The following is a 16,607-nucleotide window of genomic DNA, read 5'->3' as shown; positions in this document are numbered from 1 at the left end:
GTGGGGGGGGCCCTGGGTCTGACTTCCGCTGCTTAGCTCGGGCCCCGCCGACACCGTCTCTGCCGCCACGAGGGGGTTCGTCGCGGAGAGGAGCCATTGATCCGGGTGGAGCCGGACGAGGATACGGTTCGGGTGTGACCGCTGAAGCCGCCGAACCGAGCGGGACCTGGGACGGTGCCTGGGTGCGCTCTCGTATCGCCGCCATGGCCCGGGAAGATCCGCAACACCACCGCTTCGGCGCCTCTCACCACAGATACCGGCTTCATGCGCCCCTGCCCGAGGCGGCAATCCGCTCCTTCGAACACCTGCAGGGTGTCACCCTTCCCGCCTCCTACCGGGACTTCTTGAGCACGGTCGCCGGCGGCGGCGCGGGACCGGACTACGGACTGCTTGGTCTGGCGGAGGAAGGGGACGACGAAGAGGCCCTGCACGACCTACGGGCCGAATGCCTACGAGTCGGTTTCCTGGCCACCCCGTTCCCCTGCACGACGGACTGGCCGGGGCCGGGCAGAGGAGGCGACAACGGTTACTCGGTCGAGGGGACGCTGGTCCTCGGCGAGATCGGATGCGGCACCTTCTCTCGCCTCGTCATCACGGGCACGAACGCCGGACAGGTCTGGCTCGACGACCAGACCTGGGGCGGTCTGACCGCAGGACCGGACTTCCACGACTGGTACACCGCCTGGCTGACATCCCAGTAGCTCTCAAACGCGGTCGGAGGGAGCCGGGACCAGTCGGTACCCGCCGTCCTCCCGTCGCACGTGTCCGGAAGGCCACCGAGCCGGCCCGCCTCGTCGGCAGAGCCGGTCGTTGCCTCAAGCCGCACGGCGGGGCGAAGCAGCCCGCCCCACTTCTCAGCTTCCCCGGCGTCAGATGCTGCGAGGCAAGGGCGCGAAGTGGGGCATGGGAACCAGGTGTCATGCGCCCGATCATGCACGGCCCTCCGACAGAGGCCTCGGCAGCCCTCCAGCAGTCCTGCGCGCCGTCGGCTGGACGGCATCGGGCTCGGACTCAGCGGATGGCACGTTTGAGTGTTCCCGTGTCACACGGGGCACTGCGCAGACGCCGGCTCAACGGTCCGGGACGCTCACCGCCCGGTCTCCTCGCACCAGGCACGAACGGGCGACCTCGCGGCGGACACGCTGGACGACGCTCTCCGGCACACGCGGTGCAGGGAGCCCGCCACGGCCGTCCACCTGAACCCGGCCCAGCCTTCCCCGCCCTGTATGCGGTGCTGCGCCGGCTCGACGCGCACCTGGTGCGACCCCACTCCTCTTCTGTGGGCCCCCGAAGCCGGGCGTGCGAGCACACAGGTGGAGTGGCCGCCCGTGAGCGGTCTGCCGATCCAGCGATCAGCTGACGTGGGCGGCAATGGTTCGCGCACACAGCAGGGACTCCGTATGCGTCGTGTCCACCTCCACGTCGTAGAACACCCCCTCGTGAACCACATCCGCCTGCGACGCGGCCATCCCGTGGACGCGATCTCCTCGTGCGAGCTCACGGCCCGCGGCGACCGCGCTCTCGCACCTGACGCCGACCCACAACGCGGCCAGCCCGCCCAGTGCCTTCTGCCACCGCTGCTGTGACACCGCTCCGCCGAGGAAGACATCGTCGATGATCACCCTGGCGCCTGCCCTGGCCATCGCCGCGACGCCGTCCATCCAGGCCGACTCCAGCTCCCGGAAGTCCGCCCCGACGTTCACCTCGCCATCCGCCGCGAACACGATTCCCTCATCCGATGCCTGCATCCTGGCGGGCATCGCGTCGATGAACGCATCGCACCCGAACGCCAGCCACGGATCAGGCAGTACGGCCTGCAGACACCGTACGATCCCCGACTTCCCCGAGCTGGAACCACCGTTGAGAATGATCATCTGAGTCGTCACCGCGCCACGGTAAGGCGCTTCCCACGCGGCACGAACGAATATCGCCACACCCTGCTCCGCCGCCTGGCCGCCCACATTCGGTTTGCGGCAAGGTCCTGGTCCGTGGTCCTCACTCCCTCCCAGGTCATGCGCACCGCCCGCGACGACCACTGCGAGACCTGGCAGGCCAGCTTCTTCCTGGGTGGGGCCCTGGTGTGGCGCCCCGATGCCACATGGCGCACCGACGAACAACGCCTTTGATCATCGTGCTGCCGAGGATGCCCGATCTGCCCGACCGCGCCCACTCGCGGGCCGGCAGGAAGCCAGCGTGGCGAGCGGGCGGCGGTGCCACCGCGGGGGCATGCTGTCGACACGCACGATCACAAGTACAGCCGACGAGAGCGGGTCATGCGGGTGTCGTCTCAGAGCGTTACGGTCGTGGCTCTTCTGGCGGATCCTGACGCACCGACGGAGATCGCTCACCGCATGGCCCGGACACTGCCTGATCGGCTCGCCGAAAGGTCGGGGCGGAAGCGACGGTACGACGTCGAGGTGGTCAGCGAGCCCTTCACCGCGGGGACCGAGGACCCGGACGCCTTGTCGCGCCGGATCATGGACCGCGCGAACGGGGAGAGCTGGGACATCGTCGTGGCGCTCACGGACCTTCCGCTGCATTCGCACGGCCGCAAGCTCGTGGTGGATCTGAGCCATGAACACGCTCTCGCGCTGCTGTCCCTTCCTCCGCTGGGAGGCTTGCGGCTTCAGAAGAGAGCTCGGCGAGCCGTGGAGGAAGCCGTGCTCAGCCTGGCCGGGGTGCGGGCCACCGGGGTCGAGGGAACTCCAGGGGATCAGCCGCCGCTCGGTGCCTTCGCCGGTCGTCTCGCGCCGGTCCGCCCAGGTCCGGTCGGTGCGCAGGAGAACGCCGATCTTCGCTACGTCGCCGGCGGGCCGCGCGGTTACCTCAGGGTGCTCGCCGGGATGGTCCGCGCCAACCGGCCGTGGCGGCTGGTGCCGGGTCTGTCGAAAGCCCTGGCGGCCGCACTCGCCACGGGTGCCATCGCCACCGTGAACTCCACCATCTGGAGCCTGGCCGCGTTCCTGAGCACGCCGCGCCTGGTGATCGCCATGGTCGGATCTCTCACGCTCATGATCGGCTGGCTGATCGTGGACGCCCACTTGTGGCACCGACCGACAGAGGGATCGCCGGAAGCCCGCAAGAAGGCAGCTCTCTACAACGCGTCCACGGTCGTGACCGTCGCTATCGGGGTGCTGGTCTGCTACGCGGGTTTGCTGGTCATCAACTTGATGTGGGCGCTGTTCATCCTCAACGGCCACGTCTTCGCCTCCATGACGCGAACGCCACTGCACGCCACGGAGTACTGGACGCTGGCCTGGTTCGTCGCCTCGGTCGCCACGGTGGGCGGCGCGCTGGGATCGGGTCTGGAGACCGACGAGGCGATCCGGGCCGCCGCCTACTCCAAGCGCGAGCAGGAGCGTCGTAGCGCTGTCCGGGGTGACGATGCCGGCCAGCCCTCGAAGTGAAGCGCGGATGAGCTGATCGACCGGTGCGCGGTTGTTCGCGTCGAAACCGACGAGGACCCGAAAGCATGCTGCTGGGAACTCCGTTCAACCGCCGCTGTGCGTTGACGTTCGCATAAACGCATCCGGTCAGCGCATCACCGCCCGGCGGTGGCGTTCTTGGAGGACCTGTTCTGCGGCGTCTGCGGCGTTGGCGAAATCAGACCCGGCCGGCTCGACAGGCGGGGCCCCGATGTACTGCAGGGCACGTGGAGATGTCCTTCGCGGGACCGGTGCTGGCGGGCGGCGGCGAGGTCGAGGGCCGAGGGGCTACGCCGGGGGTGCCGCGCTCGCGTGACCGTCGCTTTCCTGCGGCTCCTGCGACGGGTCGCTGAGTTGCTCGCGCACATAGTTCCAGACCACCGCGATCAGAGCGGCGGCCGGTACCGCGAGCAGGCTGCCCACGACGCCGGCCAGGTTCGCTCCCAGCGTGACCGCCAGCAAAACCACCGCCGCATGCAGACCGAGTCCGCGACTCTGGATGATCGGCTGGAACACGTTCCCTTCGAGTTGCTGCACCGCGACGATGATCACCAGCACGATCAAGGCGTCCGTCAGCCCGTTGGACACCAACGCGATGAGCACCGCCACGAAGCCGGCGAACATGGCCCCCACGATCGGCACGAACGCCGATATGAAGGTCAGCACCGCCAGCGGGAGTACGAGGGGGATGCCCAGGACCCACAGGCCCAGGCCGATGAAGACCGCGTCGAGCAGACCGACCAGGGCCTGGGAACGTACGAACGCGCCCAGAGTGTCCCAACTGCGCGCCGCCACGATCGGCACGTCATCGGCGAGGCGGCCGGGGAGCTGGCGGGCGAGCCACGGAATGAACCGCGGGCCGTCCTTGAGGAAGAAGAACATGAGGAAGAGCGACAGCACCGCGGTGACCACCCCGTTCACCACGGTGCTCACTCCGGTGAAGAGAGCGGTGATCATGCTGCCGACGCTGTCCTTGATCCGGGCGGTCGCCGAGTCGACTCCGTCCGAGATCTGGGCGTGGTCGATGTGGAAGGGCGGCCCCGCGGCCCAATTGCGCAATTTCTCGATGCCTTCGGCAACGCCGTCGGACAGGTCGCCGGACTGGGACGCCACCGGCACCGCGATCAGCGCCACGAGGCCCGCTGCGACCAGCAGGAACAACACGGTCACCACCGAGGCGGCCAGGGCGGGGGGCCACCCCCGCCGACGCAGAAGGCTGGCCAGGGGCCAGGTCAGCGTCGTGAGCAGGAGGCCCAGTATGAGCGGCCAGACGACCGACCACATCCGACCCAGCACCCACAGGGCCACGGCGGCGGCCACAAGTACCACCAGCAACTCGATGGAGACCCTGGCCGATCTGCGGAGCGCGGCGGCGGTCTTCGTGGAACTCAGCGTGGCAGGCATGGGCCACACCCTATTGATGCTTCGGTCAGACGCCGACACCGGCTTCAGCCGGATCGCTCGGGACGGATCGGGCGGGGACGTCGGCGACCACAGCGGTGCCGTCCGCCCCGCGCAGCCGCCCTTCCGCAGCACAACAGTGAGCGGGCCCGACAGCACACCTCCCAGATCTACTCCGACCTCCGCGGCTACACCTCCCTGCGCTACCACCGCATCGCCCCCTGACACACGGAAGTCCCGCGGGGACACGGCTGAGACGGGAACGACGAAGCCTCCGAGGCCGACGTGCCCCGGAGGCTGGTCGGTGCTCCGGACGCCCGGCTGCGTGAACGCTGCACACTGCTCCGGCGCGGTGCCGAAGAACACGCCGTCCACGAGATCACCGGACCGGGGGTCTCTCCGGCCGAGCTCGCCGGAACTGGTAGAGCCCCCGGTCATCGAGCAGCCCGGTCAGCAGGTTTGAACGGCTCCTGCGCGACGACGGGAGCCAGGTGGGAGCTCTGGGATGCGGCGCCGGCCCCCCGGTCAGCGCCGAGGAGTGTGCAATGTATCGACGCTGATCGTCAGCAGAACGCGTTCCTGCTGCTGGCCGCCGAACTGTGGGTAGGGGCGCCCCAGATATTTGTGTGCCAGCTTGTCGATGTGCTCCTCGGCGCCCTGCGTCGTGGACGATGCGACGGTGCCACGGGCTGCCCAGTAACGGGCCGGCGCGGCCGGGTCGGCGATGGCGACGGCGACACGTGGGTCGCGGGCGATGTTCTTCATCTTCTGGTGCGTGGTCACCGTGTTGATGAGGATGTTGTCGCCGTCGGTGTCGACCCAGGTCTGGGTGATCTGAGGGGATCCGTCGGGCATGAGGGTGGTCAGGAAGCAGAGGGCCGGTGTGTGCAGGACATCGACCAGGTCATTCGGCAGGTTCATCGGTGGCTTTCTTGTCTCGCGGAGTGGCAGGGACGCCGAAAAGGCGATCGATGAGTTCTTCGTCCGGTTGCCTGGCGGGCAGCTCGGCGTGCTGGAGGCCGGCGAGTGCCACGGTCAGGGCGCGCCGCCACAGATCTGGGTCGATGTGCCGGGCGGTATCCATCACCGCACCGACCATGAGGTGGATCGTGACCAGGTCGGCGGGGACGACCGTGGCCGGTAGCCGGCCTGCCTGGATCGCCCGCTCGAGCAGATCTGCCGCGAGTGGCGTGATCTGCGCGCGCCCCCGGATCACGAGTTCGGACGACTGATGACCGCCGCGCAGCAACTGACCGAGGCCACGGTTGCCTGCCTCCAGTTCGAGCTGCCGCTCCATGAACCAGGTGAGTCCGGCCCAGGGGTCCTCGGACCGACACGCCTGCCGGGCGAGCTCGACCACGGCGTCGATGTGCTCGGCGAACAACGTGTCCACGAGCTCCTGCCGATCGGGGAACCGACGGTAGACGGTGCCCATGCCGGTGCCGGCCGCGGTGGCGATCTCCTCGTACGTCACCTCCAGCCCGTCACGCACCATCAGGGCATGCGCCGTCTCCAGCAGGAGCTGGCGGTTGCGCTCCGCGTCGCGGCGCAGGGGACGTTCCGTCATGCGCACACCGTAACAAGTGGAAAATTGCTTCTCAAGTTGAATTTCTATTCCACTTTGGCGTTACGGTGGTGCCCCGCCCCTCGTCCAGGGAGATGTCGCATGCCACCCCAGCCCATGAGTGTCGAGCCCTTCCGCGTTGCGGTGGACGCCCGGGAACTCGACCGTCTGACCCGCCGCCTCGCCGACACGCGGTGGCCGGACCGGGAGACCGACCCGGACCAGGGCCCTCGGCTGGAGCAGATCCGCGCGCTGTGCGAGCACTGGGCCACCGGCTATGACTGGCGGCGCTGCGAGAAGGAGATCAACGACTTCGGGTCGTTCCGTACCGGCCTCGACGGCGTCGGCGTGCACTTTCTGCACGTGCGCTCACCCGAACCCTCGGCGCTCCCGCTTCTGCTCTGCCATGGCTGGCCCGGCTCGATCCTCGAATTCCGGCACCTGATCGGGCCGTTGACCGACCCCGTCGCACACGGTGGCCGGGCCGAGGACGCCTTCCATGTCGTCATTCCCTCGATGCCCGGCTTCGGCTTCTCCGGCAAGCCCACCACGACCGGCTGGGGAGTCACCCGCATCGCCGACGCCTGGGTCACGCTGATGGAGCGTCTCGGCTACAGCGAGTGGGTCGCACAGGGGGGCGACTGGGGATCGGCCGTCGTGGAAGCGATCAGCCGCAGGGTGCCCGAGGGTTTCCTCGGCATGCACGTCAACTTGCCGATGGTCTTCCCCACCGCCCAGGAGATCAGCGAGGCGACACCGGACGAGCAGCGCATGCTGGCCACAGCGCAGAACTACCAGACGCTGCTGGACGGCTATTTCAAGGAGCAGGCCACCAGGCCGCAGACCATCGGCTACTCGCTCGCCGACTCGCCTGCCGGGCTGGCCGCATGGATCTACACACTCTTCCAGGACGTCACGGACAGCGACGCCGATCCCGAATCGGTCATCGACCGCGACGAGATTCTGGACGACATCATGATGTATTGGCTGCCCAACGCCGGTGCCTCCGCGGCGCGCCTGTACTGGGAAGCGCGGCAGGAGGTGCCCGGTCCGTCCGGGCCGAACCAAGTGCCCGCCGGATTCAGCATTTTCCCCCACGAGGCCATCCAGGCCTCCCGGCGGTGGATCGAACGGCGATACGCCAACGTCCTCCACTACCGGCAACTTGACCACGGCGGGCACTTCGCAGCCCTTGAGCAGCCCGCGGTCCTCACCGACGAGATCCGGACGACCTTCCGCTCGCTCCGCTGAGACGACCCGGCCGGACTCGGGCTTCGGCCTTGGCAGCAGCTGCGGAGATGCCGGGGGCTGCACCGTGCGCCGGGGCTACTACCACCTGCGACTGGGGTCGACGGCGGCCGGTGGGGGAGGACTCGCCATCGCCCTGGTGGCGGTGATGGCCTTGCTGCCGAGTCGCTGGAGGCGGACCCCGCCCTGGTGAGGCCAGGAGAGGGGAGACCCGAGCGAGACGCGGCGGCTCCGAAAGCGAGGGAGTTCCTCGTCGATGCGGTTCGTACAGGTCAACGCGCCTGGTTCTCAGGCAGCATCGTTCGTCGCCGCGGCGCCGGCCGACTGCCTCGCATGCGTCACGTTGCTGGTTCGGCGAGGTTCCCTCCACCCGGACTGTGGACGCTTCGGTCCGCACTCGCCCGTGGGTCTCGTCGACCGGTACAGCCAGAGTTCCCGCAAGGGTGGTACCTCGGGCATCCGGCCTGCTGAGCGCGATGAACAGCCAGCGCGAGGTGTACCCGCGTTACCGGTCGGTGCGGGTCGTTGCGGTGCTGCGGGTGAGGAGGAAACCGTGGGTGATCATGGCGAGGCCGAGGAGGAGGTGGAGCCAGGATGCCCAGAAGGCCAAGCGCCGGCGCCAGGCCCGCATCCGCCTTGCCCGGGCGGGTGCGTCCAGTCTGGTGGGAGGCCTCGGTGTGCACAGAGGGTGGCGAGTCTCGCCCGCGATGGACAGTCACAGGACGCGCGCGCCCGGACCGCGGGCAACTGCACCTGCCAATGGTCGCGAAGTAGTCGGTTGCGGACGGGCTCCAAGCTCAAACCGATCAGCACAACGGCCGAGGGGCGCATGGACTGCGGAGACCTCGCCGCACGGCTCGGATCTGACGTTCGGCCTGGGGGTCTCAGATCTCGGAGAAGTCAGGCACGGGTTCGGTGACGTCCGTCGCGCCCGTGGAGCGGAAACGCGCGCGGTACGCACCGGGTGTGATGCCGAGGTTGCGCGCGAAGGCCCTGCGCAGCGACTCCGGAGAGCCGAAGCCGCTGCGCCGGGCGACCGAGGCCATGGGGGCGTCGCCGCCTTCGAGCATGGCCTGTGCGGCCTCCATGCGGACCTGTTCGACGTAGCGGGCAGGAGTCGTGCCGAGTTCCTCGCGGAACAGGCGGGTCATGTGGCGGGTGCTGATGCCCGCCCGGCGCGCCATGGCCGACAGGGTGTGATCGGCACAGGGAGCTTCGGTCGCCGCGTCCAGGACCCGGCGCAGCATGTCCTGCTTCGTGTGCGGGCTGCTGGTGCGGACGCTGAACTGCGACTGACCGCCGGGCCGCTGCATGAAGACGACCATGTCCTTCGCGACCGCCCGGGCCACGTCGACGCCCAGATGTTCCTCCACCAGGGCCAGTGACAGGTCGATCCCCGAGCTGACACCCGCGGACGTCATCGTGCGGCCGTCGCGGACGAACAGCGCGTCGGGGTCCACCGTCACCCGTGGGTAGCGCAGCGCGAGCTGGTCGGTGCAGCGCCAGTGGGTGGTGGCTCTGCGCCCGTCGAGCAGCCCGGCCGCGGCGAGGAGGAAGGCTCCGGTGCAGACGGACGCGGTGAGCCGGCTGCGCGCGGCGAGTGCCTGGACGGCGCTCAGCAAGGCGTCGTCCTTGATCAGGGACGGCCATTCGGGACCGCCGGGGACGAGGACGACATCGCTGGCGTACGACACCTGCGAGGCGGCGAGATCGACGCTCAGTCCGGTTCCCGCGGCAGTGGCCACGTCGGCACCGTCCGGCGACACCGTTCGCACGCGGTAGCGGCCGCCGAACTCGTTGGCCGAGGCGAACACCTCGATCGGCCCGGTGACGTCCAACAGGCGTACGCCGGGGAAGACCAGCACCGTCACCAGCAGCGGCTTCTGGCCGGGCGACCCGTCCGTCATCATGGTGAGCCTCCTGTGCGGCTGTACGTGTTCGCTCAAGAAAACATAGGTTCGAAATTCGGACTGAGCGGCGCTGATGTTCCCGCAGGGCATCATCTGCCACCTGTCGTGTCCACCGCTCCAGACGTGTTCAACGCCCACCGGCCGCGCCCCATGCCCTCACAACCGGACACAGGGCCCTCGGTCGCGGACACCGGGAGCCAGGAGCGCCGGATCACGTTCGGGGGCACGGAGAGGGCGGACTTCATGTCCTGGAGTGAGGGCGCCGTGGCCCGCCCTGACCTGTGACGTCCCGGGTGCCTCGCCCTAGCGTTGAGATCAACGCACCGGCGGGATGGCCATGACTGCGAGCAGCCGTGCGACGGCCGGCCGGTCACCCACGGCGCGTCCCGCTACGAGAAGACAAGGCGTTCCGCACCGTGACACCCCGCACCAGCACGACCCCAGCACGTTCCTCACAGGACGGATCAGGAACAGAACGCTTGATCGACACCCCTGCCGCGCAGCCCAGAGGCGAGGCCCGCAGCCGCGCGCTCCTCAGCCCCGCTTGGTTCGCGGCCGTCATGGGCACCGGGATCGTCGCCAACGCCGCGGCCACCCTGCCCCGGAGCTTCGCCGGGCTGCGAGGCGCCGCAACGGTGGTCTGGGCGGGGGCCGCGCTGCTGCTGGCCGCCCTCGTCATCGGCTACATGCGAAGGCGCGCGGTGCGCGTGCACGCCGCCGACCCGGTACTGGCGCAGTTCTTCGGGGCGCCGCCGATGGCGTTGCTCACCGTGGGCGCCGGGTCCTTGCTGCTGGGCGAGCGGGTGATCGGAGCACGCGTCGCGCTGGATGTGGACTGGGTGCTGTGGTCCGCCGGAACCCTCCTCGGCCTGGGCGCCGCCTGCACCGTTCCGTATCTGATGATCACCCGCCACCGCTTCACCGCGGACGCGGCGTCCGGCGGATGGCTGCTGCCGGTCGTACCGCCGTTGGTTTCCGCCGCGACGGGCGCGCTGCTCGTCCCCCACGCCCCGGCGGGGCAGCTGCGACTGACGATGCTCCTGAGCTGCTACGCGATGCTCGGGCTCGGGTTCATGGCCGTCCTGCTCGTACTGGCGATGGTCTACACCCGCCTCGTCCATCATGAGGCACCCATCGGTGCGGCGGTGCCCACCGTGTGGATCGCTGTGGGGGCGCTGGACCAGGCCGTGACGGCGCTCGGCGCGCTGTCCACGGCGGCGCCGAGTGCGCTGCCGGCTCCGTACGTGCACGGCATCGCCGTGGCCGCACTCCTCGGCGGGGTCGGGGTGTGGGGCTTCGCGATGCTCTGGCTGGCGCTCGCCACGGCGCTGACCGTACGGGAGATCCGACGGGGCCTGCCCTTCGCTCCCACCTGGTGGTCCTTCATCTTCCCGCTCGGCGCCTGCGTGACGGGCACCGGAGCCGTCGCCTCCCTCACCGGCTCCCAGATGTTCGTCTGGTGTGCCGTGGGCCTCTACGCGGTACTCGTCGCCGCCTGGGCGGTGGTCGCCTGGCACTCGCTGCGCCACGCATCCGGCCGCCTGCGGGGGCGACACTGAGGTTCGCGCCTGCGGGCCCGGGGACGTCGAGGCCGCGTCCGCCCACGTCGACGCGTCCACGGAAGGCCCGGATGCCAGCCGGGTCGATGAAGGCTGATCCAGCCACCCTGCACAATCAAGGAGACAGCGATGAAGCGTCCCATCACCACACCCTTCGACGCACAGTCGACGGCCTCCGACGTCGTGGCCGGTGTGGACCTGACCGGAAAACACGCGATGGTGACGGGAGGTGGCGGCGGGCTGGGGCTGGAGACGGCTTGCGCCCTCGCATCCGCCGGTGCCGAGGTGACGATCGCCGTTCGCAACCTCGATCAGGCAGCCGGCGCGGCACACGAGATCGCGGCGCGGACGGGCAACCACCGCACACGAGCCGCGCAGCTGGACCTGGCCGACCTCGCTTCGGTCAGGAAGTTCACCGGAGCATGGTCGGGGCCGCTGCACATCCTCGTCGCCAACGCCGGCGTCATGGCCACCCCCGAGCGCCGGACCCCCGAAGGCCGCGAGTTGCAGTTCGCGACGAACCACCTCGGCCATTTCGCCCTTGTCGTCGGTCTGCACGACACCCTTGCCGCGGCCGGCGGTGCCCGCGTGGCCGTGGTCAGCTCCGTCGGCCACGTCAACGGTCCCGTCCGCTTCGACGACCCCGACTTCGTCCAGGAGCCCTATGACCCGTGGCTGGCCTATGCGCAGTCCAAGACAGCCAACATCCTCTTCGCAGTCGAAGCTGCCCAGCGCTGGGCGGCCGACGGCATCGCCGTCAACGCCCTGAACCCAGGACGCATCTGGGGAACGGGCCTGGGCCGATACATGGACGCTCCTCCCGCTTCCTTCGACCCTTCCGGCAAGTCCGGAGTATCCGTGAAGAACGTCGCCCAAGGCGCGGCCACATCGGTATTGCTCGCCGCCTCACCGCTCCTCGAAGGCGTCACCGGCACCTACTTCGAGGACTGCCAGGAAGCCCCGGCCTTCACGCCCGGTGTACGTCGCGGCGTCGCGGACTATGCCATCGACCCCGACAACGCCCGACGCCTGTGGGACCTCTCGGTCGAACTGACCGGTGCCGGTCACTGAACACTCTCCTGGGCGAGCGCAGGTCCTGCCGCCGACGCACGCTGGGCCGTGACACCCCGAACGGCTCGTGCGTGGTCGGCGGCGGCGCGTCGGAATCCGTGGGACTCACCGTCGCGTTCACGTTCGCGCACCGCGGTCCACTGCGGCGGTAGGGCGTCTGACAGTGGTCCTGGATCCGCGACGATGGGCGGAGCTTCTACGCTTTCCGCGGCCCGTACAAGTCCGGGGCGATGAGGCTGCCGGACGGGTTCGCACCGCAGATGATCGGCCCTGTCGAGGTCGATGACGAGGCGCAGCCCGATGCGGTGCGTTCGGTGACGGGGCAGGTCGTGGGGTGTGGCGAAGGCGGTGACGGGGATCACGCGCGGGACCTGCTGTGCCCGGGCGCGCTTGGTGAGTAAGCTCCCGCTCGCCTGCCTTGTCGTTCGCGACCGGCCCGGCCCCTTCGACCCTGCCCGGGTCGCAACATCCGCAGGATTCCCGGAGACAAGTACCCTCCGTGTGAGGGTGTGGCGAACGTTCCGGGGTAGCCGGGTGGTGCACTGCTCAACGCTTCGGAAGTGAGGCGGGTCCATGGACGCTGCTGCCCAGAACGAGGGCCAGGAGCCGCGCGTCGATGCCCCGATGGTGGCTGCCGTCACGTTCGAGGGCAGCGCGGACATCGCGGAGGCCCGCGGCCTGGCCCGCGATTTCCTCACGTCTGTGCAGGCGGAACACGGCCTGCCGGTGTCGGCCCGGGCGATGGGCACGGTGCAACTGGTCGTGAGCGAGCTGATGACCAACGCCCGCAAATACGCGCCCGGCCCGTGCTTGCTGGACCTGGAGATCAGCGAGGGGGCCGTCCACATCAGTGTGTGGGACAGCAGCACCGCTCAGCCGTCGGTCGGGGCGGCAGACCCGCATCGGATCGGTCAGCACGGCCTGGAGATCGTCATGGCGGTCTCCCAGACCTTCTGCGTTCACCGGGAGCCGGTCGGCAAGCGCATCACCGCGTCCGTCGTACTCGCCGACGATCCTGGCGGGGATGTTGCCGGCCATCAGGCTCTGTGAAATAAGCCGCGAGGTCCAGGGCCGAGGCGTCCTTGCCGGGTCGCCGGACCGCAACTTCGTCACGTCGGCCCGGAACCGGTGCTGGGTCGCGGACTTCACCAGCGTCAGGACCTGGGCGGGGGTGGTCTACGTCGCGTTCGTCGTGGGCACCTTCGAGTCTCCGTCTCGCCGAGCACCTGGCCGTCGCCGGCTTCGCGGGCTCGATCGGCTCCGTCGGCGATGCCTACGACAACTCCCTCATGGCGTCCACGATCGGCCGGTTCAAGACCGAGCTGATCGAACCGGGGAGGCTCTGGAAGACGCGCTCCCAGGTCGAGCAGGCCACCGCGGAGTGGGTGGACTGGTACTGCCACGGCGGGGTCCGCGGTGAGACAGGGCCCGTCCCACCCGCCGAATACAAGACCAACCATTACCTCGCGACCACGAAACGCCAGGTCACAGCTACAACCTGAGATCCTTGCCGAACCCGGGACCGTTCACACGGCTGTGGTGGGAACCTCCGTGGGAGCGAACGCGCCCGATGTCCTATGTCGCTTTAAGCCAAATTTGGATCTTAAGGTCTGCTTTGAGCTATTGGATCATTGTGTGGAGTATGGGGTGGTGTGGGGGGTGCGTAGGTTGGGGGTGTCGGCCGCGGAGCATCTGCGGTCGCGCACTTCGAGAGGTTTCCTCATGCGCTTCATGCGCACGAACGCTCTTCCCGGCACCCTTCTGGTCGCCGCGATCGCCGTGGCCGGTCTCAGCGCCACCCCCGCCCTCGCATCTGCGACGGTTCTCACCGGGGCGAACGGCACCACCTCCCTCGACAACGTCCGACTTCTCGGCCTGCCCGGAGCCAACGGCACCAACGGGACGGGAACCAGCGGCGGGATCGGCGGTCTTGGCGGGACCGGTGGCGCTGCCGGTGCGAACGGCAACGGAGGCACCGGTGGCGCGGGCGGCAACGCGAGCGGCAGCGCCAGTGTCGGCGGCGCGGGCGGCACCGGGGGAGCCGGGGGAGCGAACGGCAACGGCGGCAACGGCGGGTCCGGCGGTGGTGCGACCCTCGGCGGCACCGGCGGCAAGGGCGGTGTGGGCGGTGTGGGCAACGCGGGCGCCGGTATCGCGGGCGGCACGGGCGGCAACGGCGGAGCCTCCACCGTCGGAGGCGGCCACAAGGGCGGATCGGGCGGTGCGGGGGGCGCCGCGAGCCCGGTGTGTCCGGGCAAACCCGGCGGCAACGGCACGGCCGCCACGTTCGACGCCGACGGCGTCACCGGCGCCACCGGCGCCGCCGGAAACTCGACCCTTCCCTGCTGAACCGACTCCGCACGGCAATCGCCGCGCCGGCCGCCGTAGGGCGACACGCGTCCCTCGGTGCCGCCCCGCCCCCACAGACGCTGTAGGGGCGGGGCGGGCGGCCCCGGGCTGACGGCTTGGAGGCTTGCCGCCCCACGGTATGCCTGATGACGAGACACCTGGGTGCCGCGAAGTTTCGTCTCCCGAGCTCGGACAGCGGCAAGCTCCACAAGAGCCCGTGCCCTGCGCATCCACCGCCGAGCCGATCACCTCGGAGACGGACCGTCCACTCCAGGTTCCCCTGCTCGACCACGGACCGGAGGGAGCCGCCTCCACCGTTCGGGGAAGGCTGCCACACCTGCAGACCTGCCCAATGCCGTGGTCTGGCCGCCAGGGGGAAAGCAGCGGATGCCTGCCCCGCTGGGAGGAGTCCAGAGTTCTGCCGACCGCTTGGCCGTATGTGGCACGGAAAACCGTTCCAGGAACGGATACTCCCCCGCCGCGTTCCGCATCGGCCTGGTGCGGTTACCCGCACGAACCCCCGCTTCACCTGAACCTTGAGGAAACCCCGTCATGAACAGGAACCAGACCACAGCTCTCCTCGCCCTGCCCACTCTCTTCGCCGGCGCAGCACTCCTGCTCGGCTCTCCCGCCGGGGCCTCCGCTCTGGCCTGCACCGCCGGTACCGCGGGTGTCGCAGGCGCCAATGGCAACTCCGCCCATCCCAACGGTTTTCCCGGCACGGCGGGCGGCCCCGCAACCGGAACAGGGGACTGCGCCGGCGGTGCGGGGGGCCCTGGCGGCAACGGTGTCCTGGGTGGTGCCGGCGGTGCGGGCGGAGACGGCGGAACCGGTCTCGGCAGTGGTTCCGGCGGGGCGGGTGCTCTCGGCGGCTCCGCCGGCCCCAACGGCTCCGCGGGCGGCAACGGCGGAACCGGCGCCGTCGGCGGCCTGACCGGTGCCGGCGGAGCAGGTGGTGCAGGCGGAGCGGGCACCCACACGGGTGCTGGCGGTACCGGCGGCGTCGGCGGAGACTCCGGCGCCGACGCCGGCGCGGGTGGCCGCGGCGGCATCGGCGGTGCCGGAGGATCGGACGGGGGCGCGGGCGGCAACGCGGGCAACGGAGGCATCGGCCACGGCGGCGGCGCGGGAGGCAACGGCGGCCGCGGCGGTGTCAACAGTTCCGGCAACGGCGGCAAGGGCGGTAAGGCCGGCAACGGCGGCAACGGCAGCCCCGGCGGGGCCTACCCGGGCGGTGCCGCAGGCATCGGCGGAGCGGGAGGCCTGAGCTCGGGAGGCATCCTGAACTTCGGCGGCAAAGGCGGCAACGGGGGTAACGGCGGCGCCAAGTCGGGCGCCGGCGCCGATGGTGCCTGCGGCAACGGCGGCGCCGGCGGCAACGCCACCGGGGGCCTCCTCTTCCACGGCGGGACCGGCGGAACCGGCGGAACCTTTGGCCTGGGCAGCCCTTGCGTGAACGGGGCCAACGGAACACCGTGACCTGCCACCACCGGTGTCCCGCTTTTTCGCCTGGGCAAGGGCGCCTCGTGCGAGTCCCAGGACATGGCGGCCTGGGACCCGCGCCGTCCCGCCACTGAAGGTCCGTGCCCCGACTCTCGGTAGCGGGGCACGCCCGGATCTGGCATGTGCCCACCTGAGCAGGCAACTCGCCGCTCGGCACGTCTGGGGCGCTGGCCGGGGCCGGAATGCCGTCGAAACCTGCGCACCTGGCGACGCGGCTGTAGCGGCAGGTCCTCCCAGGCGTCGCGGGCGCCTTCCACCCACTCGGGGCCTCGACCTGGTCGTCCCCGCCGGTGCACAGCGTACTGGCCACTCGCTCGCACGCCGCCGTGTCGGCCGGGTCAAGTCCCCGGCGGGCGACGCCGGTGCTGGGGGTGCTGTCCGGTGCTGCCTGAGAGGGGACGGAGCTGGTGCCGGTCGGTGAGGAGCACCTGAACGTGGACGTGGACGGGGATCCCGGGGAATTGCTGCGCGACGCGTTCCAAGAGGCGGGGCGGTGACGTCGTGGAGGGCGGTCCGGGGGCTCCTGCTCCCGGGCCGCCCTGTTCTATGCCGCCGATGTCCCGGCCGTCCATGGGCC

General features: G+C 70.0%; 14 protein-coding genes and 1 pseudogene. 10 read left to right on the top strand and 5 right to left on the bottom strand.

Going from position 1 to position 16,607, the window contains the following annotated elements:
* The first annotated feature begins 134 nt into the window (after positions 1-134).
* Positions 135-701, top strand: coding sequence for an SMI1/KNR4 family protein (locus ABZY33_RS19530; RefSeq protein ID WP_356492844.1), 567 nt, complete (start codon positions 135-137; stop codon positions 699-701).
* A gap of 651 nt (positions 702-1,352) precedes the next feature.
* On the opposite strand, the gene cpt is transcribed toward ABZY33_RS19530, so the two are convergent.
* Positions 1,353-1,886 (bottom strand): chloramphenicol phosphotransferase CPT, encoded by a 534-nt coding sequence (cpt, locus tag ABZY33_RS19525; RefSeq protein ID WP_356492843.1) that lies wholly within the window; start codon positions 1,884-1,886, stop codon positions 1,353-1,355.
* 102 nt (positions 1,887-1,988) lie between these two features.
* Between cpt and ABZY33_RS19520 the strand changes: the two genes are divergently transcribed.
* Together ABZY33_RS19520 and ABZY33_RS19515 are read left to right on the top strand one after the other, a co-directional pair.
* Positions 1,989-2,126 carry a hypothetical protein gene (locus tag ABZY33_RS19520; protein WP_356492842.1) on the top strand — a complete coding sequence of 46 codons (138 nt, stop codon included), beginning with the start codon at positions 1,989-1,991 and terminating at the stop codon, positions 2,124-2,126.
* A 177-nt stretch (positions 2,127-2,303) separates the two neighbouring features.
* The gene (locus ABZY33_RS19515; RefSeq protein ID WP_356492841.1) at positions 2,304-3,407 is read left to right on the top strand and encodes a hypothetical protein; all 1,104 of its coding nucleotides are present in this window, start codon (positions 2,304-2,306) and stop codon (positions 3,405-3,407) included.
* Between the two features lie 306 nt (positions 3,408-3,713).
* Here ABZY33_RS19515 and ABZY33_RS19510 read toward each other — a convergent pair whose 3' ends face one another.
* From ABZY33_RS19510 to ABZY33_RS19500, 3 genes are all read right to left on the bottom strand, one after another.
* A complete protein-coding gene (locus ABZY33_RS19510) occupies positions 3,714-4,829 on the bottom strand; it encodes an AI-2E family transporter (RefSeq protein ID WP_356492840.1) in 1,116 nt (371 codons plus the stop codon).
* Between the two features lie 522 nt (positions 4,830-5,351).
* The gene (locus tag ABZY33_RS19505; RefSeq protein WP_356492839.1) at positions 5,352-5,747 is read right to left on the bottom strand and encodes a PPOX class F420-dependent oxidoreductase; all 396 of its coding nucleotides are present in this window, start codon (positions 5,745-5,747) and stop codon (positions 5,352-5,354) included.
* Positions 5,731-6,393, bottom strand: coding sequence for a TetR/AcrR family transcriptional regulator (locus ABZY33_RS19500; RefSeq protein ID WP_356492838.1), 663 nt, complete (start codon positions 6,391-6,393; stop codon positions 5,731-5,733). The genes ABZY33_RS19505 and ABZY33_RS19500 overlap by 17 nt, the downstream gene beginning before the upstream one ends.
* A 99-nt stretch (positions 6,394-6,492) precedes the next feature.
* On the opposite strand from ABZY33_RS19500, the gene ABZY33_RS19495 reads away from it, so the two are divergent.
* A complete protein-coding gene (locus tag ABZY33_RS19495) occupies positions 6,493-7,641 on the top strand; it encodes an epoxide hydrolase (protein ID WP_356492837.1) in 1,149 nt (382 codons plus the stop codon).
* A gap of 881 nt (positions 7,642-8,522) precedes the next feature.
* Here the strand turns inward: ABZY33_RS19495 and ABZY33_RS19490 are convergent.
* Complete coding sequence (locus ABZY33_RS19490) at positions 8,523-9,548, bottom strand: DJ-1/PfpI family protein (RefSeq protein ID WP_356492836.1); 1,026 nt, start codon at positions 9,546-9,548, stop codon at positions 8,523-8,525.
* Between the two features lie 479 nt (positions 9,549-10,027).
* Here ABZY33_RS19490 and ABZY33_RS19485 point away from each other — a divergent pair, with 479 nt between their 5' ends.
* From ABZY33_RS19485 to ABZY33_RS19460, 6 genes and pseudogenes are all read left to right on the top strand, one after another.
* Complete coding sequence (locus ABZY33_RS19485) at positions 10,028-11,107, top strand: TDT family transporter (RefSeq protein ID WP_356492835.1); 1,080 nt, start codon at positions 10,028-10,030, stop codon at positions 11,105-11,107.
* Between the two features lie 129 nt (positions 11,108-11,236).
* Positions 11,237-12,178 (top strand): SDR family NAD(P)-dependent oxidoreductase, encoded by a 942-nt coding sequence (locus tag ABZY33_RS19480; protein WP_356492834.1) that lies wholly within the window; start codon positions 11,237-11,239, stop codon positions 12,176-12,178.
* Between the two features lie 624 nt (positions 12,179-12,802).
* On the top strand, positions 12,803-13,228 hold the full coding sequence (locus ABZY33_RS19475) for an ATP-binding protein (RefSeq protein WP_356492850.1): 426 nt from the start codon (positions 12,803-12,805) through the stop codon (positions 13,226-13,228).
* 185 nt (positions 13,229-13,413) lie between these two features.
* Positions 13,414-13,575, top strand: a pseudogene (locus ABZY33_RS19470) (integrase core domain-containing protein); the annotation flags it as partial.
* Positions 13,576-13,909: 334 nt separating this feature from the next.
* Complete coding sequence (locus ABZY33_RS19465; protein WP_356492833.1) at positions 13,910-14,527, top strand: hypothetical protein; 618 nt, start codon at positions 13,910-13,912, stop codon at positions 14,525-14,527.
* A 552-nt stretch (positions 14,528-15,079) separates the two neighbouring features.
* Entirely contained in the window at positions 15,080-16,006 is a 927-nt protein-coding gene (locus tag ABZY33_RS19460) for a hypothetical protein (RefSeq protein WP_356492832.1), read from the top strand.
* The last annotated feature ends 601 nt before the right edge of the window (positions 16,007-16,607 follow it).

This window comes from Streptomyces sp. NPDC006552, from assembly GCF_040611655.1.
In the GTDB taxonomy this organism is placed as follows: Bacteria; Actinomycetota; Actinomycetes; order Streptomycetales; family Streptomycetaceae; genus Streptomyces.
This window is presented reverse-complemented; position numbering and strand designations above follow the sequence as displayed.